The sequence below is a fragment of the Streptomyces sp. CB02400 genome (genome assembly GCF_001905725.1).
GTDB classification, from domain to species: Bacteria; Actinomycetota; Actinomycetes; order Streptomycetales; family Streptomycetaceae; genus Streptomyces; species Streptomyces atrovirens.
Genome location: NZ_LIWB01000003.1, coordinates 504,919 through 528,387, shown reverse-complemented (window position 1 = coordinate 528,387; position 23,469 = coordinate 504,919). Strand labels below are relative to the sequence as shown.

At 70.4% G+C, this 23,469-nt stretch carries 24 protein-coding genes; 11 read left to right on the top strand and 13 right to left on the bottom strand.

Annotated features, from left to right (window positions below):
• Window positions 1-41: 41 nt before the first annotated feature.
• The 5 genes from AMK33_RS10580 to AMK33_RS10560 all read left to right on the top strand — a co-directional run bounded on the left by AMK33_RS10580 (window position 42) and on the right by AMK33_RS10560 (window position 5,072).
• Entirely contained in the window at window positions 42-980 is a 939-nt protein-coding gene (locus tag AMK33_RS10580; RefSeq protein ID WP_073932521.1) for a cellulose-binding protein, read from the top strand.
• 74 nt (window positions 981-1,054) lie between these two features.
• Window positions 1,055-2,017, top strand: coding sequence for an ABC transporter ATP-binding protein (locus AMK33_RS10575; protein WP_073932520.1), 963 nt, complete (start codon window positions 1,055-1,057; stop codon window positions 2,015-2,017).
• Between the two features lie 5 nt (window positions 2,018-2,022).
• Window positions 2,023-2,796 carry an ABC transporter permease gene (locus tag AMK33_RS10570; protein ID WP_073932519.1) on the top strand — a complete coding sequence of 258 codons (774 nt, stop codon included), beginning with the start codon at window positions 2,023-2,025 and terminating at the stop codon, window positions 2,794-2,796.
• A gap of 141 nt (window positions 2,797-2,937) precedes the next feature.
• On the top strand, window positions 2,938-4,203 hold the full coding sequence (locus AMK33_RS10565) for an ABC transporter ATP-binding protein (RefSeq protein WP_073932518.1): 1,266 nt from the start codon (window positions 2,938-2,940) through the stop codon (window positions 4,201-4,203).
• The gene (locus AMK33_RS10560) at window positions 4,200-5,072 is read left to right on the top strand and encodes an ABC transporter permease subunit (RefSeq protein WP_073932517.1); all 873 of its coding nucleotides are present in this window, start codon (window positions 4,200-4,202) and stop codon (window positions 5,070-5,072) included. Before AMK33_RS10565 ends, AMK33_RS10560 begins: the two co-directional genes overlap by 4 nt.
• A gap of 6 nt (window positions 5,073-5,078) precedes the next feature.
• On the opposite strand, the gene AMK33_RS10555 is transcribed toward AMK33_RS10560, so the two are convergent.
• Window positions 5,079-5,411: an ATP/GTP-binding protein gene (locus tag AMK33_RS10555; RefSeq protein WP_073932516.1), complete on the bottom strand. Its 333-nt coding sequence runs from the start codon at window positions 5,409-5,411 to the stop codon at window positions 5,079-5,081.
• A 242-nt stretch (window positions 5,412-5,653) separates the two neighbouring features.
• On the opposite strand from AMK33_RS10555, the gene AMK33_RS10550 reads away from it, so the two are divergent.
• Window positions 5,654-6,682, top strand: a complete 1,029-nt coding sequence (locus tag AMK33_RS10550) for an LLM class flavin-dependent oxidoreductase (protein WP_073932515.1) — start codon at window positions 5,654-5,656, stop codon at window positions 6,680-6,682.
• Window positions 6,683-6,764: 82 nt separating this feature from the next.
• Here the strand turns inward: AMK33_RS10550 and AMK33_RS10545 are convergent, their stop codons facing one another.
• Complete coding sequence (locus AMK33_RS10545) at window positions 6,765-7,157, bottom strand: SCO5389 family protein (protein WP_073932514.1); 393 nt, start codon at window positions 7,155-7,157, stop codon at window positions 6,765-6,767.
• 289 nt (window positions 7,158-7,446) lie between these two features.
• On the opposite strand from AMK33_RS10545, the gene nucS reads away from it, so the two are divergent.
• Entirely contained in the window at window positions 7,447-8,118 is a 672-nt protein-coding gene (nucS, locus tag AMK33_RS10540; RefSeq protein WP_073932513.1) for an endonuclease NucS, read from the top strand.
• Between the two features lie 66 nt (window positions 8,119-8,184).
• Here nucS and AMK33_RS10535 read toward each other — a convergent pair whose 3' ends face one another.
• From AMK33_RS10535 to AMK33_RS10520, 4 genes are all read right to left on the bottom strand, one after another.
• The gene (locus tag AMK33_RS10535; RefSeq protein ID WP_073932512.1) at window positions 8,185-10,704 is read right to left on the bottom strand and encodes an ATP-binding protein; all 2,520 of its coding nucleotides are present in this window, start codon (window positions 10,702-10,704) and stop codon (window positions 8,185-8,187) included.
• A gap of 264 nt (window positions 10,705-10,968) precedes the next feature.
• Window positions 10,969-11,292 (bottom strand): STAS domain-containing protein, encoded by a 324-nt coding sequence (locus AMK33_RS10530; protein WP_030860450.1) that lies wholly within the window; start codon window positions 11,290-11,292, stop codon window positions 10,969-10,971.
• A gap of 154 nt (window positions 11,293-11,446) precedes the next feature.
• Window positions 11,447-12,295 carry a 3-hydroxyacyl-CoA dehydrogenase family protein gene (locus AMK33_RS10525; protein WP_073932511.1) on the bottom strand — a complete coding sequence of 283 codons (849 nt, stop codon included), beginning with the start codon at window positions 12,293-12,295 and terminating at the stop codon, window positions 11,447-11,449.
• A gap of 209 nt (window positions 12,296-12,504) precedes the next feature.
• Window positions 12,505-12,783, bottom strand: a complete 279-nt coding sequence (locus AMK33_RS10520) for a helix-turn-helix domain-containing protein (RefSeq protein ID WP_073932510.1) — start codon at window positions 12,781-12,783, stop codon at window positions 12,505-12,507.
• Window positions 12,784-12,955: 172 nt separating this feature from the next.
• On the opposite strand from AMK33_RS10520, the gene AMK33_RS10515 reads away from it, so the two are divergent.
• A complete protein-coding gene (locus AMK33_RS10515; RefSeq protein ID WP_073932509.1) occupies window positions 12,956-13,528 on the top strand; it encodes a cob(I)yrinic acid a,c-diamide adenosyltransferase in 573 nt (190 codons plus the stop codon).
• Here the strand turns inward: AMK33_RS10515 and AMK33_RS10510 are convergent.
• Window positions 13,525-13,713, bottom strand: a complete 189-nt coding sequence (locus AMK33_RS10510) for a DUF5708 family protein (protein WP_073932508.1) — start codon at window positions 13,711-13,713, stop codon at window positions 13,525-13,527. The genes AMK33_RS10515 and AMK33_RS10510 overlap by 4 nt on opposite strands.
• Window positions 13,710-14,294, bottom strand: a complete 585-nt coding sequence (locus tag AMK33_RS10505) for a hypothetical protein (protein WP_073932507.1) — start codon at window positions 14,292-14,294, stop codon at window positions 13,710-13,712. The genes AMK33_RS10510 and AMK33_RS10505 overlap by 4 nt, the downstream gene beginning before the upstream one ends.
• Before the next feature lie 152 nt (window positions 14,295-14,446).
• Between AMK33_RS10505 and AMK33_RS10500 the strand changes: the two genes are divergently transcribed.
• The 3 genes from AMK33_RS10500 (at window position 14,447) to AMK33_RS10490 (ending at window position 18,242) form a co-directional block, all read left to right on the top strand.
• Window positions 14,447-15,640, top strand: coding sequence for a sensor histidine kinase (locus tag AMK33_RS10500; RefSeq protein ID WP_073932506.1), 1,194 nt, complete (start codon window positions 14,447-14,449; stop codon window positions 15,638-15,640).
• A complete protein-coding gene (locus AMK33_RS10495; protein ID WP_073932505.1) occupies window positions 15,637-16,278 on the top strand; it encodes a response regulator in 642 nt (213 codons plus the stop codon). The genes AMK33_RS10500 and AMK33_RS10495 overlap by 4 nt, the downstream gene beginning before the upstream one ends.
• A 137-nt stretch (window positions 16,279-16,415) precedes the next feature.
• On the top strand, window positions 16,416-18,242 hold the full coding sequence (locus tag AMK33_RS10490) for a glycoside hydrolase family 18 chitinase (RefSeq protein WP_073932504.1): 1,827 nt from the start codon (window positions 16,416-16,418) through the stop codon (window positions 18,240-18,242).
• 31 nt (window positions 18,243-18,273) lie between these two features.
• Here AMK33_RS10490 and AMK33_RS10485 read toward each other — a convergent pair whose 3' ends face one another.
• The 5 genes from AMK33_RS10485 to atpA all read right to left on the bottom strand — a co-directional run bounded on the left by AMK33_RS10485 (window position 18,274) and on the right by atpA (window position 23,331).
• Window positions 18,274-18,720 (bottom strand): DUF2550 domain-containing protein, encoded by a 447-nt coding sequence (locus AMK33_RS10485; protein ID WP_073932503.1) that lies wholly within the window; start codon window positions 18,718-18,720, stop codon window positions 18,274-18,276.
• A 128-nt stretch (window positions 18,721-18,848) separates the two neighbouring features.
• Entirely contained in the window at window positions 18,849-19,226 is a 378-nt protein-coding gene (locus AMK33_RS10480; RefSeq protein ID WP_004925483.1) for a F0F1 ATP synthase subunit epsilon, read from the bottom strand.
• Between the two features lie 131 nt (window positions 19,227-19,357).
• Complete coding sequence (gene atpD, locus AMK33_RS10475; protein WP_073932502.1) at window positions 19,358-20,794, bottom strand: F0F1 ATP synthase subunit beta; 1,437 nt, start codon at window positions 20,792-20,794, stop codon at window positions 19,358-19,360.
• A complete protein-coding gene (locus AMK33_RS10470; protein ID WP_073932501.1) occupies window positions 20,794-21,711 on the bottom strand; it encodes a F0F1 ATP synthase subunit gamma in 918 nt (305 codons plus the stop codon). Before AMK33_RS10470 ends, atpD begins: the two co-directional genes overlap by 1 nt.
• A 21-nt stretch (window positions 21,712-21,732) precedes the next feature.
• A complete protein-coding gene (gene atpA / locus AMK33_RS10465) occupies window positions 21,733-23,331 on the bottom strand; it encodes a F0F1 ATP synthase subunit alpha (RefSeq protein ID WP_073932500.1) in 1,599 nt (532 codons plus the stop codon).
• Window positions 23,332-23,469: the final 138 nt, after the last annotated feature.

Here is a 23,469-nt window from a genome sequence, read left to right as displayed (position 1 = left end):
TTCCACCTATCACCTCACCGGTCTCATTCGACAGGAACCCCATGAGCGACACTTCCCCCTACGGCTTCGAGCTTGTGCGGCGTGGGTACGACCGCGCTCAGGTGGACGAACGTATCTCCAAGCTCGTCTCCGACCGTGACAGCGCTCTCGCCCGCATCACCGCTCTGGAAAAGCGCATCGAAGAGCTCCATCTCGAGACGCAGAACGCCCAGGCCCAGGTCAACGACGCCGAGCCGTCGTACGCCGGTCTCGGCGCGCGCGTGGAGAAGATCCTCCGCCTCGCCGAGGAGGAGGCGAAGGACCTGCGCGAGGAGGCCCGGCGCGCGGCGGAGCAGCACCGCGAGCTCGCCGAGTCGGCCGCCCAGCAGGTGCGCAACGACGCCGAGTCGTACGCCGCCGAGCGCAAGTCGAAGGCGGAGGACGAGGGCGCGCGGATCGTCGAGAAGGCCCAGGGCGACGCCGCCCAGCTGCGTTCCGAGGCGCAGAAGGACGCGCAGTCCAAGCGGGAGGAGGCGGACGCCCTCTTCGAGGAGACCCGCGCCAAGGCCGCGCAGGCCGCCGCCGACTTCGAGACGAACCTCGCCAAGCGGCGTGAGCAGTCCGAGCGCGACCTGGCCTCGCGCCAGCAGAAGGCCGAGAAGCGCCTCGCGGAGATCGAGCACCGCGCGGAGCAGCTCCGGCTGGAGGCCGAGAAGCTGCGCACCGACGCCGAGCGCCGTGCCCGCCAGACGGTGGAGACGGCTCAGCGTCAGGCGGAGGACATCGTGGCCGACGCCAACGCCAAGGCCGACCGGATCCGTTCGGAATCCGAGCGTGAGCTCGCGGCGCTGACCAACCGCCGCGACTCGATCAACGCCCAGCTGACGAACGTGCGCGAGATGCTGGCGACGCTCACCGGTGCCGCGGTGGCGGCGACCGGCGCGCCCGCCACCGAGGACGAGCCGATCTCCCGCGGGGTTCCGGCCCAGCAGTCCCGGTAACGGCGACCGACGTATCGGCGAAGCCCTCTGCCACTGAGGTGGCAGAGGGCTTTGTCCCGTTCTAGCGTGGCCGCATGATCGAGCTCGAGGGGCTGACCAAGCGGTACGGCGAGAAGGTGGCGGTCAAGGATCTGACCTTCACCGTCAGACCGGGCATCATCACGGGCTTCCTCGGCCCGAACGGCGCCGGCAAGTCGACCACCATGCGGATGATCCTGGGCCTGGACCACCCGACCGCCGGGGACGTACGGATCGACGGCACGCGCTACGACCGGCTCAAGGACCCGCTGACCTGCATCGGCGCCCTGCTGGAGGCCAAGGGCGTGCACCCGGGCCGCAGCGCCTACAACCATCTGCTGTGCCTCGCGCAGAGCAACGGCATCCCGCGGCAGCGGGTGCACGAGGTGCTGGACACGGTCGGGCTGACGGCGGTGGCGCGGAAGAAGGCCAAGGGGTTCTCGCTCGGCATGGGCCAACGGCTCGGCATCGCCGCCGCGCTGCTCGGCGACCCGCGGATCCTGATGTTCGACGAGCCGGTCAACGGGCTCGACCCCGAGGGCATCCACTGGATCCGCACACTGATGAAATCGCTCGCCGCCCAGGGCCGTACGGTCTTCGTCTCCTCCCATCTGATGAGCGAGATGGCGCTGACCGCCGACCACCTCGTCGTCATCGGCCAGGGCCGGCTGCTCGCCGACACCTCCATGGCCGAGTTCATCGAGCGCAACTCCCGCTCGTACGTCCGTGTCCGCAGCCCCCAGCGCGAGCGGCTGCTCGACGCGCTGCGCCAGGCCGGGGTCACCGCCGTGGAGAGCGGCGACGGGGCGCTGGAGGTGGACGGCTCCAAGGCCGAGTACATCGGGGAGCTGGCGGCCCGGCAGCAGCTGGTGCTGCACGAGCTGAGCCCGCAGCAGGCCTCCCTGGAGGAGGCGTTCATGCGGTTGACCGCGGAGTCGGTGGAGTACCACGCGCACACCGGCACCGGTACGCCCGCGCCCCCGCGGCAGCAGTGGGGCGAGAGCTGGAAGAAGGGCTGAGCGGCATGGCGGCGACGCAGGTCGTACGGTCCGAGTGGACCAAGATCCGGTCGGTGGCGTCCACGGTGTGGACGCTCTCCCTGGCGGTGGTCGTCACCATCGCGCTCGGCATGCTGATCTCGGCGCTGTCGAAGAACGAGTTCGAGACCATGAGCGCACGGGACCGGCTCTCCTTCGACCCGACGTTCATCAGCTTCGCCGGGATGAGCCTCGGGCAGCTCGCGATGATCGTGTTCGGGGTGCTGGTGGTGTCGAACGAGTACAGCACCGGCATGATCCGCGCCTCGCTGGCGGCCGTACCGCGGCGCGGCACGTTCCTGCTGAGCAAGCTGGCGGTCGCCACCGCGCTCGCCCTGGTCGTCTCCATGGCGACCAGCTTCGCCACGTTCTTCCTGGGCCAGGCGATGCTCGGCGAGCACAAGGCGTCCCTCGGGGACGACGGGGTGCTGCGGGCGGTGATCGGCGGCGGCCTCTACATGACGCTGATCGCGCTGTTCTCTATGGGCGTCGCCGCGATGCTGCGCTCCCCCATGCTGTCGCTGGGCATCCTGATGCCGTTCTTCTTCCTGATCTCCAACATCCTCGGCAACGTCGACGCCACGAAGAAGGTCGGACAGTTCCTGCCCGACCAGGCCGGCAGCAGGATCATGCAGGTGGTGACGCCCCTGGACGACGACACCCCATACGGGCCCTGGGGCGGCCTCGGGATCATGGCGCTCTGGGTGATCGCGGCGGTCGTCGGCGGCTACGTGCTGCTGAAGCGGCGCGACGCGCAGTGAAGGGGGCGCGACGCCCGGTGGGTGACCGCGCGGGACCGGTTTTTACCTCGGCTTGAGCGGAACCGTCAGCGCCTCGATAAGCTCCTAACCCTTACGGGGGCGTGTGCCCCGCTGTCCTGAACCTTTCGATGGGTGCGGAGCATGATCGAGGCAGTCGGCCTGACCAAGCGGTACGGCGACAAGACCGCTGTGTACAACCTTTCCTTCCAGGTGCGGCCCGGCGCCGTCACCGGGTTCCTGGGTCCCAACGGCTCGGGCAAGTCGACGACGATGCGGATGATCCTCGGTCTGGACAACCCCACCGCGGGTCAGGTCACGATCGGCGGCTACCCCTACCGCAGGCTGCCCAACGCCCCCCGTCAGGTCGGCGCGCTGCTGGACGCGAAGGCGGTGCACGGCGGCCGGTCCGCCCGCAACCACCTGCTGAGCCTGGCCCAGCTCTCGGGCATCCCGGCCCGGCGGGTGGACGAGGTGCTGGGCGTGGTGGGCCTGCACGAGGTGGCGCGCAGGCGGTCCAAGGGCTTCTCCCTGGGCATGGGCCAGCGGCTCGGCATCGCCGCCGCGCTGCTCGGTGACCCCCAGGTGCTGCTGTTCGACGAGCCGGTCAACGGCCTCGACCCCGAGGGCATCCTCTGGGTGCGCAACCTGATGAAGGCGCTGGCCGCCGAGGGCCGTACGGTCTTCGTCTCCTCGCACCTGATGAGCGAGATGGCGCTGACCGCCGACCACCTCATCGTCATCGGGCGCGGACAGCTCCTCGCCGACATGAGCGTGACGGACTTCATCTCCGCCAATTCCGCCGACTTCGCGCGCGTGCGCACCCCCGACACCGAGCCGCAGCAGCGCGAGAAGCTGTCCGCCGCGATCACCGAGGCCGGCGGCCATGTGCTGCCCGAGCAGGACGGCGCGCTGCGGGTGACGGGACTGGCGCTGCCGCGCATCAGCGACATCGCCCACGACTCCGACGTACGGCTGTGGGAGCTGTCGCCGCACCAGGCGTCGCTGGAGGAGGCGTACATGCGGATGACGCAGGGCGCCGTCGACTACCGCTCGACCACCGACCAGAAGGCCGGGCTCCAGCAGCCGCTGCCGCCCGGCGCGCAGCCGCCGGTGCCGGTTCCGGGACAGGGCCAGCCCGGCTGGTACGCCCCGCCGCCGCCCCAGCAGGGCGGGCAGCCCTTCGCCGCGCCGCAGGGCGTACCCGGACAGGCCCCCGCGGGCCCCTACGGCGCCCCGGGCGCCCCTGGAGCGGCCCCGGGCGCCCCCGCGCCCAACCCGTACGCGCAGCCCGCCCCGCAGGCGCCCCAGGCGCCGCCCGCCCAGGCTCCGGCGGCGCCGCCCGCCGTGCCCGCCGCGCCCCCGACCGCTCCCGCCGCCGACCTGACCAAGCCCGAGGACGCCCGATGAGCACGCCCCCGCCCCCGATGCCGCAGACCGCCGCACCCGACTGGCAGGCGGCGCCCGGCTCCCCGTATCCCGGCTACACCTCGCCGATCCCCGTGGTCCGTACGCACCTCGGGCACGCGCTCGCCTCCGAGTGGACGAAGATCAAGTCCGTGCGCTCCACGATGTGGACGCTGGGCGTGTTCGTGCTGCTCGTGGTCGGCATCGGTCTGCTGACCGGCCTGGTGGTGTCGAGCGCCGAACCCGACATGGGCGGCGAGAGCCCGCTGGCCCTCGGCTTCTTCGGGCTGCTCCTCGGCAACATGTGCATCATCACGCTGGGCGTGCTCACCACGGCGTCGGAGTACGGCACCGGCATGGTCCGCACCACGATGGTCGCCTGCCCCTCGCGCGGACGGGTGCTCGCGGCGAAGGCCATGGTGTTCTTCCTGATCGCCTTCGTGGTGACCCTGGTGTGCGCGTCGCTGGTCGGCTTCCTGCACGTGGCGCTGCTGGAGGGCGACGGCGCGAGCAGCCCCTCGGGTGAGGAGTGGCTGAAGGGCACGGTCGGCGTCTCGCTCTACGTGGCGCTGCTCGGCACGCTGTCGCTGGCGATCGGGTCGATCATCCGGCACTCGGCGGGCGCCATCACCATCATGATCGGTGCCGTGCTCGCCCCGCTGGTGATCGCGCTGTTCATGTTCTCGTCCTCGCTGGCGGACGTGCAGCAGGCGCTGTTCGAGTACTCCATCCCGAACCAGATGAGCATCTTCTACGCCAACTCATTGAGCGATTCCGGCCCGTCGGGCTGGGACCCGCTGTGGATCATGCTGGTCGCCACGGCGGCCGCGCTCGGCGGCGCCTTCGCCCTGCTGCAGAAGCGGGACGTGTAACGAGGTTCAGAACTTCGGCGCGTCACGGGACCGCCGCACCCGCGTGGTGCGGCGGTCCTTCGCGTTCCAGCACGCCTTGTGCCAGTGCCGGCGCTCGTCGACGCCCGAGTGCTCCGGCCAGGCCACCACGTGCGGCACCCCGTCCGGGATCAACTGGTCGCAACCGGGGCAGCGGTAGGCCTTGCCCTGGGCACTGGCGCCCGCCACGTGCCGTACGCTCCACTCCTCGCCCTGCCAGCTCTCCGTGGACTGCCAGCCGCCGTAGCGGCCGGAGCGGTCGTCCTCGGCGCTCCGGCCGGACGAACCGGCTCCCTTGGGTCGGTTGCGACGCGGGGACACAGAACACCTCACGGGGCTATACAGGATGCTGGGGCCGCTACCAGCCTACGCGGCGCGCGCAGGGGTACGCGTACGGAACCAAACGTCACAAGTCCCCTCCGTGGTCATGCGGCACCCCCTCCTGAGCGGCTGATTCTGCAGACAATCCGCAAAATCCCCCGCCCGGCCGTGTCCTCGGCACGTGTCGGGCGGTTATGCCCTGCGGGGGAGCTCCGCGTCGGAGCCAAGGAAGCAGGAAAGCAATGCGCGTTGGAAGTTTCGTGTTGGCCGCCCAGTTCCCCGGGCAGGGCGAGGGAGAGGCGCTGCACCGCGCGGTCCGCTCGGCCGAGGTCGCCGAGGAGGCGGGGCTCGACACGGTCTGGCTGGCCGAGCACCACTTCGTGCCCTACGGCACCTGCCCGTCGGCCGTCACCCTGGCCGCGTTACTGCTCGGCCGCACCCGCCGGCTGCGGGTCGGTACGGCGGTCAGCGTGCTGCCCACCGTCCACCCCGTCGCCCTCGGCGAACAGGCCGCGCTGCTGCACATCACGAGCGGCGGCCGGTTCTCGCTGGGCCTCGGGCGCGGCGGGCCGTGGGTCGACCTGGAGGTGTTCGGGGCCGGACTGGACGCGTACGAGAAAGGGTTCCCGGAATCACTCGATCTGCTGGTGCGCTGGCTGCGTGAACCGTCCGTCGGGGCCGACGGCGAGCGTTACCGCTTCCGCGAGGTGCCCGTCGTGCCGCGCCCGTCGGAGTCCCTGGACGAGGCGGAGGGCCCGGAGGTCGTGGTCGCCTGCACCTCCCCGGCGAGCGTACGGCTGGCCGCCGAGCGCGGGCTGCCGATGCTGCTCGGCATGCACGTCGGGGACGAGGAGAAGGCCGAGATGGTCGCCCTGTGGCGCAACCACGCCCGTGCCTGCGGGCGGCCGGCCCGGGAGATCCACCGCGCGGCCCATGTCTCGGCCGGCGTCTGCCAGATCGCGGACCGGCGCACGGACGCGGCGGAGACCCTGATGAAGGCGATGCCCGGCTGGCTGAAACAGGGGCTTGAGGCCCATGTCACGGTGGACGGGCGGCAGCGGCGGATGCGCGACCCGCTGGCGTACACCGAACTCCTCTGCGGACTGCACCCGGTGGGGCCCCCGCAACTGTGCGCCGACCGGCTCGCCGCGACCAGCGAGCGGACCGGCATCTCCCGCTTCGCCCTGCTCGTCGAGGGCTCCGGCGACCTCGCGGCGACCGAGGAGAACGTGCGGCGGCTCGGAGCCGAGGTACTGCCCCGGCTCGGCTGAGCGAGCGGGGTTCACACAGGCTTGCCGCCCCGGTACAACTGCACCTCCCGCGTACGGAGCGGCAAGCGAACGGTGGAGCGCGTCAGCAGTCGCGCAGTTCCGGCGACTGGTTCAGTATCTGAGCGCGCACCGAGGTGAAGCGGGCGTGCCTCTCGTCGACCGAGGGGTCGAGCGGGAACACCGCCACCCGGTGGCAGTTCTGGAAGGCCAGCCGTACACCGAAGTGCCGTTGCAGCGCGCCGCGTATCGCGTCACTCGCGAGTGCACGCAGCAGCTGACCGCGTGCCTGCTCGTCCGGCGGGGGCGTCTGGTTGTCGGCGAAGGCTCCGCCGTCCACCTTCAGCTGTGCCACCAGGGAGCTGATCATCTCCCACGCGAAGGGCAGGGAGGTCCGGACGCAGTCGACGAATTCAGCTTCGTCGACCTCGCCTCGCTCGGCCTGTTCGAGTAGGGCCGGTGAGACGTCGAGCGACATGGGTTCTCCTCTCGCACCCCCAACGAACAGGGGTTGCCTGACAGATAAGGGAGTGCGCGGTATCGGACACGCTGCGTACACAGTTCGCGACCTCCCGTTCAATACCGTAAGCAACGGACGGTGACGGCACCAGGCGAATGCCCGGATGCGGAACTTCCTGTGGGCCGGTAATCGGCCATCGCCGAAACAAGCGTTTTCCCGGAGATTCAGGACGCGTCAGGTGGGTCCCGAGGGTCGTGTGTGACGGCGAATCGCGTCGACCCCGGCCGGTCGAGTAGCGTTGCCGACCATGCGTCTCGTCATTGCCCGCTGCTCCGTGGACTACGCCGGGCGGCTCACCGCGCACCTGCCGTCGGCACCCCGTCTCATCCTGGTCAAGGCGGACGGCAGCGTCTCGATCCACGCCGACGACCGGGCCTACAAACCCCTGAACTGGATGTCGCCGCCCTGCACCCTGAAGGAGGGGACCGGCGACGAAGAGGGCGTCTGGACCGTCGTCAACAAGGCGGGCGAGAAGCTCATCATCACGATGGAGGAGATCCTCCACGACTCCTCGCACGAACTGGGCGTCGACCCCGGCCTGATCAAGGACGGCGTGGAAGCGCACCTCCAGGAACTGCTCGCCGACCGCATCGAGATCCTCGGCGAGGGCTACACCCTCATCCGCCGCGAGTACATGACGGCGATCGGCCCCGTCGACATCCTGTGCCGGGACGCCGAGGGGCGGACCGTCGCGGTGGAGATCAAGCGGCGCGGCGAGATCGACGGCGTGGAGCAGCTCACGCGCTATCTGGAGCTGCTGAACCGCGATCCCCATCTCGCCCCGGTGCGGGGCGTCTTCGCCGCGCAGGAGATCAAGCCGCAGGCCCGGGTCCTCGCGACCGACCGGGGCATCGGCTGCCAGGTCCTCGACTACGACGCGATGCGCGGCATCGAGGACGACAAGCTGCGGCTGTTCTGAGCCGCGCCGGTACGGACCGAGGGCCGGGTTCCGCGGGGAACCCGGCCCTCGTGTGTGTCCTGCGGGTCAGATCACCCGTTCCGGGTCTCCGGGCGTGTTCGCGCCGCTGCTCTGGGGGGCGCTCGCGTTCGTCTCCACGGGGGTGGACGGGGCGGAATCGCTCGCGGAGTTGGTGGTGGTGGGCGTGGTGTCCGTCGGCGTTCCCGAACCCGTCGGCGTCGGCGATCCCGTCGGCGTTTCCTCCTCCGTCTCCGTCTCGGTCGGCGTGGGAGACCCGCTGTCGGACGGCTCGGGCGGCGGCGTCTTCGACGGGGACTTCGACGGGGACCTCGACGGATCGTCCGGCTTCTTGGTGCCGCTCGGACCGTCCGACGGCTCCCCCGACGAACTGGCCGTCGGCGTCGGGTCGTCGGACGTGCCCACGGTGCCGTCCGGGCCCGGGTCGGTCGGCCGGCTGGTGGCCTCGCCGGTGTCGCCCTCGTCCCCGGTCGCCGGATCGGCGCCGAGGCTGCCGTCGTCGACGCCCTGGCTGGCGGAGGGGTTGACGCCGACGTTCTCGGAGGGGGTGCCGGCGTCGTTCTCCGACGTGGCGCCCAGGGTGACCACCGTGCCCAGCACGGCGACGAGCAGCGCGCCCGCGCCGGCCGCCACCAGGTTGCGCTTGGCCAGCCCCTTGAGGCCGCCGCCCGGCTTGGCCGACGGCGTGGACGGCCTGGACGGCGACGGCACCGCGCGGTTGACGACCAGGCCGGTGTCGGAGGGCGGCTGGAGCTCCGGGAAGGCCGTCGGTACCCCGCGGGGCGGCGAGGCCGACTCCTCGTAGCGGGCCTCGGGCACCTCCTCCCCCGCGGTCGGCATGAGCGCGAGCGGGGTTCCGGAGCGGTCCGCGACGAGGGCCAGTGCCCTGCGTCCGGCGACGGTGCCGCGCTTGTCGGCGAGGGCGCCGCGCAGCCCGATGGACGCCTCCAGTTCGGCGCGCGCCCGGTCGAGCTGTCCGGCGCACAGCGCGTGGATGCCGAGTTCGTGGTGGAAGTAGGCCTGTTCCGCCACGTCCCCCGCGAGCCGGGCGGCCTCCGCGCCGGCCCGCAGCGCCTTCTCCCAGGCGCTCCAGTGCAGGCCCGAGGCGAACGCGGGCGCGGCGGTACGGGCGAGCTGTACGGCCGTGCTCTGCTCGCCCTCGGCGACGGCCGTGGTGAGCGGCGACAGCACGGCGAGCGCGGCGAGCACCGCGTCGGCCTCGGCGCACACCCGCTCCGGGGTGACCGAGGGGTGCCCGGTCCACCAGGTGTAGTGCTGGGCGGCGGCGCGGGCCCGGTCCTCGGCCTCGTCGGCGTATCCGGCGGCCTCGAGCTGGGCCGGCACCCCGGCGGCGAGCCGGTAGCGGGCGCCGGCCGCGGAGACCAGTCCGCAGGCGGCCAGCTCGCCGAGCGCGGCGTCGGCGTGGGTGTCGCCCACCAGGGCGGGCAGATGTGCCTGGTGGGGCACCTCGCCGCCGAGCGCGACGGCGAACCGCAGGGTGGCGCGGGCGGAGGCGCTGAGCCGGGAGGCGAGCAGCGGGGCGGGCGCGGCGGCCTCGCCGAGCGAGGGCAGCGGCACCTCGTCGCCGTCCGCGGGATCGTAGGACGTCTCGTCGGGCCGTACGTCCTCGAAGACGCCGAACTCGTCGACGGCGTCGGTGCCGGCCCGCAGCCGGTCGCGCTGCCGCAGCAGGGCACCGGCCTGGACGAAGCGCAGCGGCAGGCCCTCGGACTCGAACCAGAGGTCGCCGGCCCAGTTCGACTCGTCCTCGGTGAGGTCCCGGCCGACGGCGTGCCTGAGCAGGTCGAGACTGGCCGCGCGGTCGAGGCCGGGGAGGGCGACCTCCTCGATGCCGGCGCCGGCGGACGGCTCGGGCACGTCCGGGGTGGCGCCGAGCAGGAAGGCGCACTCGGGGGTGGCGTCCAGCAGCTCGTCGAGGGCGGCGCCGCCGAACTCCAGGTCGTCGAGGACGACGACGGCGCCGATCTCACGGACGTGGTCGGTGAGTTCGTCCCGGTCCGGGCGGTGCAGCGGGGCGTCGTGGACGGCGTAGAAGAGGTCGTGCAGCAGGTCGTCTGCGGAGCGGCGGTGGCCGTTGAGCCGGACGACGCCGTCGGGGGCGAGGTCCGCGCAGTCCTCGGCGACGGTGTCGAGGAGCCGGGTGCGGCCGGAGCCGGCCGGGCCGGTGAGGCGTACGGAGCGGCCGCGGGCCAGCAGCCGGACCAGCTTCTCGCGCTCGTCCTGGCGGGCCAGCAGCGGCAGCGGGAGCTGCGCGGGTCCCGGCGGGACGGACGGCCTGGCGGCGCGCTCGACCTCGGCGCGCTCGGCCTCGGTCAGCTTCGCGGGGCGGGCCGGCCGTTCGGCGGGCGGGCAGGGCTCGATCTCGCTGCCGTCGACGGGGTTGACGGTCAGCAGGAAGTCGCCGGAGACGAGCTGCACCGTGCGGGCGAGCGCGGGCGCGTGCTGTCCGAAGTCGGAAGTGAGGGATTCCCGGGGCGGACGCTGGCGCGGCGCGCGGCCGTCACCCTCGTGGCCGTACTCCTCGGGTCCCGGGTTGTTCGGGTCCATAGGTCCTAGCCCCCCAAAAGCGTCGTGTGGTGGAAGCCCCTCCCGACCTCGCCGCACACCGCGCTGTCGCTTCTGGTCCGGGCCCGCTCAGGGTTTGCAGGGCAGCAGGCAGCCGAACCCTAAACCTTCGCTCAGTATCTACGACAGTCCGGGGTACCGCGCGGTCCGAGAGGTCACGGTCTCGTGAGGATTGTGCGCGCGTCGAAGGGTTCGTCGAGGTCGGTCCGGGTTCTCGGGGGGCGTCCGTCCCGTACCCGTACGCCCTCATACGCGGGGCAGCGTGTCCACCCCGATGCCTCCCTCGATCGCCAGGATCCGGTGCAGCCGGGTGGCCACCAACAGGCGCTGCATCTGCGGCGGCACGTCCCGCAGCACCAGGCGCCGGCCGCAGCGGCCGGCCCGTCGGTGGGCCCCCATGATCACGCCGAGTCCGGTGGCGTCCCAGGAGTCCAGGTCGGACAGGTCCAGCACCAGGTCGCCGACTCCGTCGTCGACGGCCGAGTGCAGGACCGTACGGGCGTCCGCCGCGCTGCGGACGTCGAGGCGGCCCCCGACGACCAGCCCGGCGTGGTCGCCCTTGATGTACATATGCGCTCCCCGATATGCGTCTCGTGCTCCGCGTTTTCTGATGGCCGGTGATGCAACCTCTGACTGCGTGGCGGCGTCCGAGGTTGCTACCTGTAAGCGAACCGATACCGAATTCACCCCGGCGTGTGATGCGTGCCGGGGCGAGTGCGCGGTGTCAGTGCTCGTAGAAGCCCTGCCCGCTCTTGCGGCCGATGTCACCGGCGTCAACCATCCGGCGCATCAGCTCGGGAGCGGCGAACTTCTCGTCCTGGGACTCGGTGTAGATGTTGCCGGTGGCGTGCAGCAGGATGTCCACGCCGGTGAGGTCGGCGGTGGCCAGCGGTCCCATCGCGTGGCCGAAGCCCAGCTTGCAGGCGAGGTCGATGTCCTCGGCGCTCGCCACGCCCGACTCGTAGAGCTTGGCGGCCTCGACGACGAGGGCGCAGATGAGGCGGGTGGTGACGAAGCCGGCGACGTCGCGGTTGACGACGATGCAGGTCTTGCCGACCGACTCGGCGAACTCCCGCGCCCTGGCGAGGGTTTCGTCGCTGGTCTTGTAGCCGCGGACCAGTTCGCAGAGCTGCATCATCGGCACCGGCGAGAAGAAGTGGGTGCCGACGACCCGCTCCGGGCGCTCCGTCACGGCCGCGATCTTGGTGATCGGGATGGCGGAGGTGTTGGAGGCGAGTACGGCGTCCTCACGCACGATCTTGTCGAGCGTGCGGAAGATCTCGTGCTTGACCTCGAGCTTCTCGAACACCGCCTCGACCACGACGTCCGCGTCCGCGCAGGCGTCCAGGTCGGTGGTCGCGGTGATCCGGGCGAGGGCGGCGTCGGCGTCGTGCGCCTCCAGTCTGCCCTTGCTCACGAACTTGTCGTACGACGCCTTGATCCCGTCGGTGCCGCGCGTGAGCGCCTCGTCGGTGACGTCCCGCAGGACGACGTCCCAGCCCGCCTGGGCGGATACCTGGGCGATGCCGGACCCCATGAGACCGGCCCCGATGACGGCGAGCTTGCGTGCCACTGTGCGACTCCCCTGATACGCGCTGTCTTGTTCTCCAGGAGCGGACATTAGCGGGCGCCGGCGCCCCTGTGACTGACTTAGTAACGCGTTTCACGTCTCACGGAGTGAGACCCCTGTCACGTCTCGCATGACGGGCTTGGCGATCCTCCCGGCGGCGGGAGCCGACGGGATTCCGACCTCAGCGGTCGAAGCGGTAATTCCTTGCGGCTTCACGCTGGTTGGCGCTTCGCGGACCGGCTTGCACCGAGGCCTCCACGCCCTGTGACCCGCAGAACGTGGGACGGTGCGGCCAGCCACGGATGATCCGCTTTCGCCTCGGCCAGCTCACGGGCCTGCTGCACATATCCGATCAGCTTGCCCCGCCGACGGTACTCACGTCGCCGCTCCAGGCCGATGTTCCACACAGTTCGGCAGACGCTGCCGTACTCCTCCGCCTGATCCCTCCGTTCCGGCGTGAGCGCGAGCCGGTACTTCCTGCCGACCAGCACGACTTCCCTCCCCCCCTCCGACTCGAACGATCTGCTTTGTGGACGACGCGCCGGGCTTCAGGACACGGGTGCGAAACAGGTGCGAATGTACGAGCTCAGAACCTGGACCCCGGACTCCATCCGGGTACTGGCCGGTCTCGGCTCCCACAAAGCAAGCGTCTAGATTGACCTCATGGTCAACCTGACGCGTATCTACACCCGGACCGGCGACAAGGGCACCACCGCTCTCGGTGACATGAGCCGGGTCGCCAAGACCGACCTGCGGATCTCCGCCTACGCCGACGCCAACGAGGCGAACGCGGTGATCGGTACGGCGATCGCGCTGGGCGGTCTCGAGGAGGAGGTCGTACAGGTCCTCACCCGCGTGCAGAACGACCTGTTCGACGTGGGCGCCGACCTGTCGACGCCGGTGGTGGAGAACCCGGAGTACCCGCCGCTGCGGGTCGAGCAGTTCTACGTCGACCGGCTGGAGGCGGACTGCGACCGCTTCAACGAGCGGCTGGAGAAGCTCCGCTCCTTCATCCTGCCCGGCGGCACGCCCGGCGCGGCCCTGCTCCACCAGGCCTGCACGGTCGTACGCCGCGCCGAGCGCTCCACCTGGGCGGCGCTGGAGGCCCACGGCGACACCATGAACCCGCTCACCGCGACCTACCTCAACCGCCTCTCCGACCTGCTGTTCATCCTCGCCCGCATCGCGAACAAGGAGACCGGTGACGTGCTGTGGGTGCCGGGCGGGGAGCGCTAGGCCGACCGGCGCGCGGCCCCGTACAGGCCCCACGCGGTCTGCGCGCCGCCGACACACATCAGCACGATGCCGACCTTGGCCGGGGTGACCACGGGGACCTCCACGTCCCCGGTGAAGAGCCACAGGGCCAGCCCGACGAGCAGGGTGACCACACCCTCCAGCAGGTTCTTCGACGCCCGGTTCACCGGTGTGCCTCCTCCTTCTGCCGTCCGGCCGTGACCTCCTGCGTCCCGGCCGGGGCCTTCTTCGGCCAGATCAGGTAGCCGAGGGCCACCAGGCCGTGGATGGCGGCGACCCTGATCGCCACCCACTGGAAGGCACGCAGGGAGGAGACGTCGCCCTCGTCGCCGACGTACCAGACCGCTCCCTGGAGCAGTGCGCACGCCACGGCCGCGCCCAGCAGCGTGCGCAGCCACAGCCGGCCCTCGTGCGCGGCCCGGGCCCTGCCGTAGCGCGGGGGCTTCACCGGCGGCGGGCCGCCGCCCAGGCGGTGGGCGGCGTGGCCGTCGAGCCAGCGGATCGTGTAGTGGCCGTACGCGACCGTGTAGCCGATGTACAGCGCGGCCAGGCCGTGCTCCCAGCCCGGCTCGGCTCCGTTCCTCAGGTCGATCGCCGTCACGGCGAACAGCACCAGTTCCAGGACGGGCTCGCACAGCAGCAGGAACACACTGGTGCGGCGCCACTTCAGCAGGTAGCGGGCGGCCAGCCCGAGGGCCAGCAGGACCCAGAATCCGACCTCGCAGGCGATGATCAAAGCGACGACCACGACGCACTCCCTTCGTTCACCCCTTCAGGCTCCCGTGCGAAGCGGCCCGTTTCGTCGTCGCCGCCGATGAACTCGCGGTACATCGAAAGATGCAGTCCAGGACCGTCCGCGGGGATCAGGCGCCGGGTGCGCGCAGCGTGTTGGATGGTGCCATGGCCGTACGACTGCCCCGCCCCTGCCGCTTCGACGTGTGGGTCGCGCTCGCCGGACTGCTCGGCGGACTGCTGCTGTGGGGCACAGGGCTGGGCACCCGGCCGGCCGACGAGCCGATCGTGCTGCTCGACGGCCGCTGGCCGGTCCTGCTGCCGCTGCTGGTGACGGCCTGCTGCGAGCTGCTGCGCAGGACCGCCCCACGCACCGCCGTGCTGACCGGCACGGCCGCCCTGACCGTGGACACCCTCACCCAGGGCAGCATCGCCACACTCCTGATGTACACCGACCTGATGTACGCGGCCGTCCTGTACGGCTCTCCCGCCTCCGCCCGCCGCATTCCGTGGATCACCGGGCTGTTCAGCATCGCCGCATCGCTGGTGCCGTACGCCGTGTGGCGGGTGCCCCAGGCACTGCTGATCGGGGTGGCGGTCGGTGTCGTCTCGTTCGCGCCCGCGTCGACCGGCCTCATCGTGCGCAACCACCGCGACGCCGCCGAGGCGGCCCGGCTGCGGGCCGAACAGACCGCGCTGCTCGCCGAGATGGACCGCACCCAGGCGGTGACCGCGGAACGTGCCCGGATGGCACGGGAGTTGCACGACATGGTCGCCAACCACCTCTCCGCGATCGCCATCCACTCCACGGCCGCGCTCTCCCTGGACGACGAGAGGACCTCCCGCGACGCGCTCACCGTGATCCGGGAGAACAGCGTCCAGGGACTGTCCGAGATGCGACGGCTCATCGGCATCCTGCGCGACGGGGCCGACGACCGGGAACCGGCCGCGACCCCCACTCTCGACGGCCTCGGCGCACTGGTCGAGGGCGCCCGCGCCAACGGTCTGGACGTCACCCTCGACGCCACCTACGGCTCCGTTCCCGCACCGGTCGAGCTCGCCGCGTACAGGATCGTGCAGGAGTCGCTGACGAACGCGCTGAAACACGCCGCGCCGGGGAAGGTCACCGTGCTGCTGCGCCGCCTCGACGGCGGCCTCGACATCCGGGTGGCCAGCCCGTACGGCGGCCGGGACACCCCGCGCGCACCGGGGTCCGGGGCCGGGCTCGTCGGGATGCGGGAGCGGGCGGCCCTGCTGGACGGCACGTTCGAGGCGGCGCCCGAGAGCGGCCCGGACGGCAAGCTGTGGGTCGTACGCGCATGTCTTCCCGTCACCGACATCGCCCAAGGAGAGACGCAATGATCCGGGTCCTGGTCGCCGAGGACCAGTCCGCCGTCCGTGCCGGACTGGTCCTCATCCTGCGCAGCGCGCCCGACATCGAGGTGGTCGGCGAGGCGGGCGACGGCGAGCAGGCGGTGGCCCTCGCCCGTGAACTCCGCCCCGACCTGGTGCTGATGGACGTACAGATGCCGCGCCTGGACGGGGTGTCGGCGACCCGGCAGGTGGTCGGGGAGGGGCTCGCCGATGTGCTGGTGCTGACCACCTTCGACCTCGACGAGTACGTGTTCGGGGCGCTGCGCGCCGGGGCGGCCGGGTTCCTGCTGAAGAACACGGACGCGAAGGACCTCATCGCGTCGGTGCGCACGGTGGCGCGCGGGGAGGGCATCGTCGCCCCGGCCGTCACCCGGCGGCTGATCGCGGAGTTCGCCGCGAAGCCCGCCCGCCGGGCGACCGCCGATCCGGCGGTGCTGGACTCCCTCACCCGGCGCGAGCGCGAGGTGCTGTCCTGTGTCGGCGAAGGGCTGTCCAACGCCGACATCGCGGCCCGTCTCGACATGGCGGAGGCGACGGTGAAGACGCACGTCAGCCGTCTGCTGGGCAAGCTGGAGCTGCGCAGCCGGGTGCAAGCGGCCGTGCTGGCACAAGAGTTGGGGCTCTAGCGGAAGCACAGAGGGACAGCCGGGGCAAGTGGTCCAGACCTATTGACCTGTGGTCCAGACCTTTCTATTCTCGCGGCACTGCGGGCGTGATGGCTCAGTCACGCCCACGACGGCTTCTCCCCATAAGGAGGCGCAGCATGCGCTTCAGACATAAAGCCGCCGCAGGGTTCGCGACCCTGCTGCTCCCCTTCTCCGGCCTCGTCGCCCTCGCGAGCCCCGCCCAGGCCGCGACCTCGGCGACCGCCACCTACGCCAAGACCCAGGACTGGGGCTCCGGCTTCGAGGGCAAGTGGACGGTGAAGAACACCGGCACCACGAGCCTCAGCTCCTGGACCATCGAGTGGGACTTCCCCTCCGGCACCAAGGTCACCTCCGCCTGGGACGCCACGGTCACCAACTCCGGTGACCACTGGACCGCCAAGAACCTCGGCTGGAACGGCACCCTCGCCCCCGGGGCGTCGGTCTCCTTCGGCTTCAACGGCAGCGGCTCCGGCGCCCCCTCCGGCTGTACGCTCAACGGCGGCAGCTGCGACGGCGGCCCGGAGGTCCCCGGCGACGCGGCCCCCTCCGCACCCGGCACCCCGACCGCCTCGGACATCACCGACACCTCGGTGAAGCTGTCCTGGTCGGCGGCGACCGACGACAAGGGCGTCAAGAACTACGACGTCCTGCGCGACGGCGCCAAGGTCGCCACCGTGACGGGCACCTCGTACACGAACACCGGCCTCAGCAAGGGCACGGACTACTCGTACACCGTGCAGGCCCGTGACACCGCCGACCAGACCGGTCCGGTGAGCGGCGCCGTGAAGGTCACCACCACCGGCGGCGACGGCGGCCAGCCCGACCCGGGCGAGAAGGTCAACCTCGGCTACTTCACCAACTGGGGCGTCTACGGGCGCAACTACCACGTGAAGAACCTGGTCACCTCCGGCTCCGCCGAGAAGATCACGCACATCAACTACGCCTTCGGCAACGTCCAGGGCGGCAAGTGCACCATCGGTGACGCCTACGCCGACTACGACAAGGCGTACACCGCCGACCAGTCCGTCGACGGCGTCGCCGACACCTGGGACCAGCCGCTGCGCGGCAACTTCAACCAGCTCCGCAAGCTGAAGGCCAAGTACCCGCACATCAAGGTCATCTGGTCCTTCGGCGGCTGGACCTGGTCCGGCGGCTTCCCCGACGCGGTCAAGAACCCGGCGGCCTTCGCCAAGTCCTGCCACGACCTGGTCGAGGACCCGCGCTGGGCCGATGTCTTCGACGGCATCGACCTGGACTGGGAGTACCCGAACGCCTGCGGTCTGAGCTGTGACACGACCAGCGCCCCGAACGCCTTCAGCAACATGATGAAGGCCATGCGCGCCGAGTTCGGCGACGACCTGGTCACCGCGGCCACCACCGCCGACGCCTCCGACGGCGGCAAGATCGAGGCCGCCGACTACGGCACGGCCGCGCAGTACATCGACTGGTACAACGTCATGACGTACGACTTCTTCGGCGCCTGGGCGAAGAACGGCCCGACCGCTCCGCACTCGCCGCTGACCTCGTACGACGGCATCCCGCAGCAGGGCTTCAACTCCGCCGAGGCGATCGCGAAGTTCAAGGCGGCGGGCGTCCCGGCGAGCAAGCTGCTGCTCGGCATCGGCTTCTACGGCCGCGGCTGGACCGGCGTCACCCAGTCCACCCCGGGCGGAACGGCGACCGGCCCGGCGGCCGGCACCTACGAGGCCGGCATCGAGGACTACAAGGTCCTGAAGAACTCCTGCCCGGCCACCGGCACCATCGCCGGCACGGCGTACGCCCACTGCGGTCAGAACTGGTGGTCGTACGACACCCCGGCCACCATCAACACGAAGATGGCCTGGGCCAAGAACCAGGGCCTGGGCGGAGCCTTCTTCTGGGAGTTCAGCGGCGACACCGCCAACGGTGAGCTGGTCAGCGCCATCAACAACGGCCTGAAGTAACTCTCAAGCAGTACAAGCAGTACAAGCAGTACTAGGCGACATTGACGCGCTGACCGGGCGGGGCTGCCTCGAGCCACGCGAGGAATCCGGTCAGCGCGTCTTCGCTCATGGCGAGCTCAAGACGCGTGCCCCGGTGCAGACAGGCGAGAACCACCGAGTCCGACAGCAGTGCCAGCTCCTCCTCGCCCTCGGGCAGCCGACGGCCGGCCACCTCGATCGCGGAACGCTCCAGGAGGCGGCGCGGGCGGGGAGCGTAGGAGAAGACCCGGAACCACTCGACCCGGTCACCGTTGTAACGTGCCACCCCGTACGCCCAGCCCTTGCCGCCGGAGTCGCCCGACTCGGGCGCGTCCCAGCGCAGGCTGCAGTCGAACGTTCCACCGGAACGCTGGATGAGGCGGCGGCGCAGGCCGAAGACGAAGAGCCCCACCACCACGAGGGCCACCACGATTCCGCACACAGTCAGAGCGAGGACCATCGACACCGACCTCCTCGTCTCCTAGGTAACGGAACGGAAAAATCATCCAGATCTGCCTCAGCCGCGACCGGCTCCGGATCGCTCCGGTGCCGGCCGCGGCTGAGTGACGTCATCCCACCGCGCCGGTATCAGCGCCCTGCCGACGCCGCCCGCAGACGGACGTCCGCGCGGCGCTGGGCCTCCGCATCGTCCTCCGCCTTCGCACGGGCGAGTTCCTGCTCCGCGCTCTGGACGTCGATCTCGTCCGACAGCTCGGCGATCTCGGCCAGCAGCGACAGCTTGTCGTCCGCGAACGAGATGAAACCGCCGTGCACCGCGGCGACGACCGTCCCGCCCTCACGCGTACGAATGGTCACCGGGCCCGACTCCAGCACACCGAGCAGCGGCTGGTGACCGGGCATGACGCCGATGTCGCCGGACGTGGTGCGCGCGACGACCAGGGTGGCCTCGCCGGACCAGACCTCTCGGTCGGCCGCGACCAGCGCGACGTGCAGCTCAGCAGCCAAGGTGGCTCCTCGGGTCACCACCCGGCGGTTGTGCCGGGTGTTGGTTACAAGTCTAAGGGGCGTGAACGAGGGGGCGGGACGCACCCGCCCCCTCAGGTGTGAACCTCAGGGGTTCACGGTGAGCCTGATGCTCAGGAGACGCCCAGCTCCTTGGCGTTGTTCTTCAGGTCCTCGATGCCACCGCACATGAAGAACGCCTGCTCCGGGAAGTGGTCGTACTCGCCGTCGCAGATCGCGTTGAAGGCCGCGATCGACTCGTCCAGCGGGACGTCCGACCCGTCGACGCCGGTGAACTGCTTGGCGACGTGGGTGTTCTGGGACAGGAAGCGCTCCACGCGACGGGCGCGGTGGACGACGAGCTTGTCCTCCTCGCCGAGCTCGTCGATACCGAGGATCGCGATGATGTCCTGCAGGTCCTTGTACTTCTGCAGGATGTTCTTCACGCGCATCGCGGCCTGGTAGTGGTCCTGCGCGATGTAGCGCGGGTCCAGGATCCGGGACGTGGAGTCCAGCGGGTCCACGGCCGGGTAGATGCCCTTCTCCGAGATCGGACGGGAGAGCACCGTCGTCGCGTCGAGGTGGGCGAAGGTGGTGGCCGGGGCCGGGTCGGTCAGGTCGTCCGCGGGGACGTAGATCGCCTGCATCGAGGTGATCGAGTGACCACGGGTCGAGGTGATGCGCTCCTGGAGGAGACCCATCTCGTCGGCCAGGTTCGGCTGGTAGCCCACCGCGGAGGGCATGCGGCCGAGCAGGGTCGACACCTCGGAGCCGGCCTGGGTGAAGCGGAAGATGTTGTCGATGAAGAACAGCACGTCCTGCTTCTGCACATCGCGGAAGTACTCCGCCATGGTCAGACCGGCGAGGGCCACGCGCAGACGGGTGCCCGGGGGCTCGTCCATCTGGCCGAAGACCAGGGCGGTCTTGTCGATGACGCCCGACTCGCTCATCTCGTCGATGAGGTCGTTGCCCTCACGGGTGCGCTCACCGACACCGGCGAACACCGACACACCGTCGTGGTTGTTGGCGACGCGGTAGATCATCTCCTGGATGAGCACCGTCTTGCCGACGCCGGCACCGCCGAACAGACCGATCTTTCCACCCTTGACGTACGGGGTGAGAAGGTCGATGACCTTGACGCCGGTCTCGAACATCTCGGTCTTCGACTCGAGCTCGTCGAAGTTGGGCGCCTTGCGGTGGATCGGCCAGCGCTCACCCGTGTACTGCTCGTCGACGTTCAGCACCTCACCGAGGGTGTTGAACACCTTGCCGGTGGTGAAGTCGCCGACCGGCACCGAGATGGAGGAGCCCGTGTCGGTCACCGGGGCCTGGCGGACCAGACCGTCGGTGGGCTGCATGGAGATGGTGCGGACCAGGCCGTCACCGAGGTGCTGCGCGACCTCGAGGGTCAGCGTCTTGAGCGCACCCTCCTGGGCCGGGTCGGCGACCTCGACGTGGAGGGCGTTGTAGATCTCCGGCATCGCGTCGACGGGGAACTCCACGTCGACGACCGGGCCGATGACCCGGGCGACGCGGCCCGTGGCCGTCGCGGTCTCAACAGTGGTGGTCATTAGTTGTCACTCCCCGCGTTCGCGTCGGCCAGGGCACTGGCGCCACCGACGATCTCGCTGATTTCCTGGGTGATTTCGGCCTGGCGGGCCGCGTTGGCAAGACGGGAGAGCGTGTTGATCAGCTCGCCCGCGTTGTCGGTGGCCGACTTCATCGCGCGCCGCGTGGCGGCGTGCTTCGAAGCGGCCGACTGGAGCAGCGCGTTGTAGATCCGGCTCTCGACGTACCGCGGCAGCAGCGCGTCGAGGACGTCCTCCGCCGAGGGCTCGAAGTCGAACAGCGGCAGGATCTCGCCCTTGGTGGTGCTCTCCTGCGCGACCTCTTCGAGGCGCAGCGGAAGCATCCGGGAGTCGACCGCCGTCTGCGTCATCATCGACACGAACTCGGTGTAGACGATGTGGAGTTCGTCCACGCCGCCGTCCGCCGTCTCCGTCTCGAGCGCCTCGATCAGCGGGGCCGCGATCTTCTTGGCGTCCGCGTACGAGGGCTCGTCGGTGAAGCCGGTGAACGTCTCCGCGATCTTGCGCTCACGGAAGTTGTAGTGGGCGACACCGCGCCGGCCGACGATGTACGTGTCGACCTGCTTGCCCTCGCGCTCCAGGCGCTCGGTCAGCTGCTCCGCCGCCTTGATGGCGTTGGAGTTGAAGGCGCCGGCCAGGCCGCGGTCGCTCGTGAGGAGCAGGACCGCGGCACGGGTCGGGTTCTCCGCCTCCGTGGTCAGCGGGTGCTTGGTGTTCGAGCCGGTACCGACCGCCGTGACCGCGCGGGTGAGCTCCCGCGCGTACGGCGTGGAGGCCGCCACCTTGCGCTGCGCCTTGACGACGCGCGAGGCGGCGATCATCTCCATCGCCTTCGTGATCTTCTTGGTCGCGGTGACGGATCGGATGCGACGCTTGTAGACCCGGAGCTGGGCTCCCATGAGTCAGGTCCCTTCCTTACGTCACTTGGAGGCGCTGGTCGCCTTCGGCGCGTCCTCGCCGAGCAGCTTGCCGTCGCTCGTCTCGAACTGCTTCTTGAAGTCCACGATCGCGTCGGCCACGGCCTGCAGGGTGTCGTCGGACATCTTGCCGCCCTCGCGGATGGAGGTCATGAGGCCCTGCTCGTTGCGGTGCAGGTGCTCCAGGAGCTCCTTCTCGAAGCGGCGGATGTCGGCGACCGGGACCTCGTCCATCTTGCCGGTGGTGCCGGCCCAGACGGAGACGACCTGGTCCTCGGTGGACATCGGCTGGTACTGGTCCTGCTTCAGCAGCTCGACCATGCGCTGACCGCGCTCCAGCTGCGCCTTCGACGCGGCGTCCAGGTCGGAACCGAAGGCGGCGAACGCCTCCAGCTCACGGAACTGGGCGAGGTCCACGCGCAGACGGCCGGAGACCTGCTTCATCGCCTTGTGCTGCGCGGAACCACCGACTCGGGAGACGGAGATACCGACGTTCAGCGCGGGGCGCTGACCGGCGTTGAACAGGTCCGACTCCAGGAAGCACTGGCCGTCGGTGATGGAGATGACGTTGGTCGGGATGAACGCCGACACGTCATTGGCCTTGGTCTCGACGATCGGCAGACCGGTCATCGAGCCCGCGCCCATGTCGTCGGAGAGCTTGGCGCAGCGCTCCAGCAGACGGGAGTGCAGGTAGAAGACGTCACCCGGGTAGGCCTCACGGCCCGGCGGGCGGCGCAGCAGCAGGGAGACGGCGCGGTAGGCGTCGGCCTGCTTCGACAGGTCGTCGAAGATGATCAGGACGTGCTTGCCCTCGTACATCCACTGCTGGCCGATGGCCGAACCGGTGTACGGCGCCAGGTACTTGAAGCCGGCCGGGTCGGACGCCGGGGCGGCGACGATGGTCGTGTACTCCAGCGCGCCGTTCTCCTCCAGCGCGCGGCGGACCGACGCGATGGTGGAGCCCTTCTGGCCGATGGCGACGTAGATGCAGCGGACCTGCTTCTTCGGGTCGCCGGTGCGCCAGTTGTCACGCTGGTTGATGATCGTGTCGACGGCCAGGGCGGTCTTGCCGGTCTGGCGGTCGCCGATGATCAGCTGGCGCTGACCACGGCCGATCGGGGTCATGGCGTCGACGGCCTTGTAGCCCGTCTCCATCGGCTCGTGCACCGACTTGCGCTGCATGACCGTGGGGGCCTGCAGTTCGAGGGCGCGGCGGCCCTCGGTCTCGATCTCGCCGAGGCCGTCGATCGGGTTGCCGAGCGGGTCGACCACGCGGCCGAGGTAGCCCTCGCCCACGGCGACGGACAGCACCTCGCCGGTACGGGTGACCGGCTGGCCCTCCTCGATGCCGCTGAACTCACCGAGGACGATGGCACCGATCTCGCGCTCCTCGAGGTTGAGGGCGAGGCCGAGGGTGCCGTCCTCGAACTTCAGCAGCTCGTTGGCCATGGCCGAGGGAAGGCCCTCGACCTTGGCGATGCCGTCGCCGGCAAGGGTGACCGTACCGACCTCCTCGCGCGAGGCCGCGTCCGGCTTGTACGACTGGACGAAGTTCTCCAGCGCGTCCCGGATCTCCTCCGGCCGGATCGTGAGCTCCGCCATCTGAGTTCCCTGCTCTCCTTGTTGGGCCCGAAGTTTCACTTGGGGGGTATGGGGACTCCCCCCGATACGAGGTGAATCCTCTGCACGGCCCAACCAGGGCCGTAATTGCTTACGTACTGCTATGAAGAAATGTGCTGC

Coding starts and splice junctions, on each gene's coding strand:
- AMK33_RS10580 (WP_073932521.1), top strand. CDS start 42: ATGAGCGACACTTCCCCCTACGGCTTCGAGCTTGTGCGGCGTGGGTAC.
- AMK33_RS10575 (WP_073932520.1), top strand. CDS start 1,055: ATGATCGAGCTCGAGGGGCTGACCAAGCGGTACGGCGAGAAGGTGGCG.
- AMK33_RS10570 (WP_073932519.1), top strand. CDS start 2,023: ATGGCGGCGACGCAGGTCGTACGGTCCGAGTGGACCAAGATCCGGTCG.
- AMK33_RS10565 (WP_073932518.1), top strand. CDS start 2,938: ATGATCGAGGCAGTCGGCCTGACCAAGCGGTACGGCGACAAGACCGCT.
- AMK33_RS10560 (WP_073932517.1), top strand. CDS start 4,200: ATGAGCACGCCCCCGCCCCCGATGCCGCAGACCGCCGCACCCGACTGG.
- AMK33_RS10550 (WP_073932515.1), top strand. CDS start 5,654: ATGCGCGTTGGAAGTTTCGTGTTGGCCGCCCAGTTCCCCGGGCAGGGC.
- AMK33_RS10545 (WP_073932514.1), bottom strand. CDS start 7,157: ATGTCGCTCGACGTCTCACCGGCCCTACTCGAACAGGCCGAGCGAGGC.
- nucS (WP_073932513.1), top strand. CDS start 7,447: ATGCGTCTCGTCATTGCCCGCTGCTCCGTGGACTACGCCGGGCGGCTC.
- AMK33_RS10535 (WP_073932512.1), bottom strand. CDS start 10,704: ATGGACCCGAACAACCCGGGACCCGAGGAGTACGGCCACGAGGGTGAC.
- AMK33_RS10530 (WP_030860450.1), bottom strand. CDS start 11,292: ATGTACATCAAGGGCGACCACGCCGGGCTGGTCGTCGGGGGCCGCCTC.
- AMK33_RS10515 (WP_073932509.1), top strand. CDS start 12,956: ATGGTCAACCTGACGCGTATCTACACCCGGACCGGCGACAAGGGCACC.
- AMK33_RS10500 (WP_073932506.1), top strand. CDS start 14,447: ATGGCCGTACGACTGCCCCGCCCCTGCCGCTTCGACGTGTGGGTCGCG.
- AMK33_RS10495 (WP_073932505.1), top strand. CDS start 15,637: ATGATCCGGGTCCTGGTCGCCGAGGACCAGTCCGCCGTCCGTGCCGGA.
- AMK33_RS10490 (WP_073932504.1), top strand. CDS start 16,416: ATGCGCTTCAGACATAAAGCCGCCGCAGGGTTCGCGACCCTGCTGCTC.
- AMK33_RS10485 (WP_073932503.1), bottom strand. CDS start 18,720: ATGGTCCTCGCTCTGACTGTGTGCGGAATCGTGGTGGCCCTCGTGGTG.
- atpD (WP_073932502.1), bottom strand. CDS start 20,794: ATGACCACCACTGTTGAGACCGCGACGGCCACGGGCCGCGTCGCCCGG.
- AMK33_RS10470 (WP_073932501.1), bottom strand. CDS start 21,711: ATGGGAGCCCAGCTCCGGGTCTACAAGCGTCGCATCCGATCCGTCACC.
- atpA (WP_073932500.1), bottom strand. CDS start 23,331: ATGGCGGAGCTCACGATCCGGCCGGAGGAGATCCGGGACGCGCTGGAG.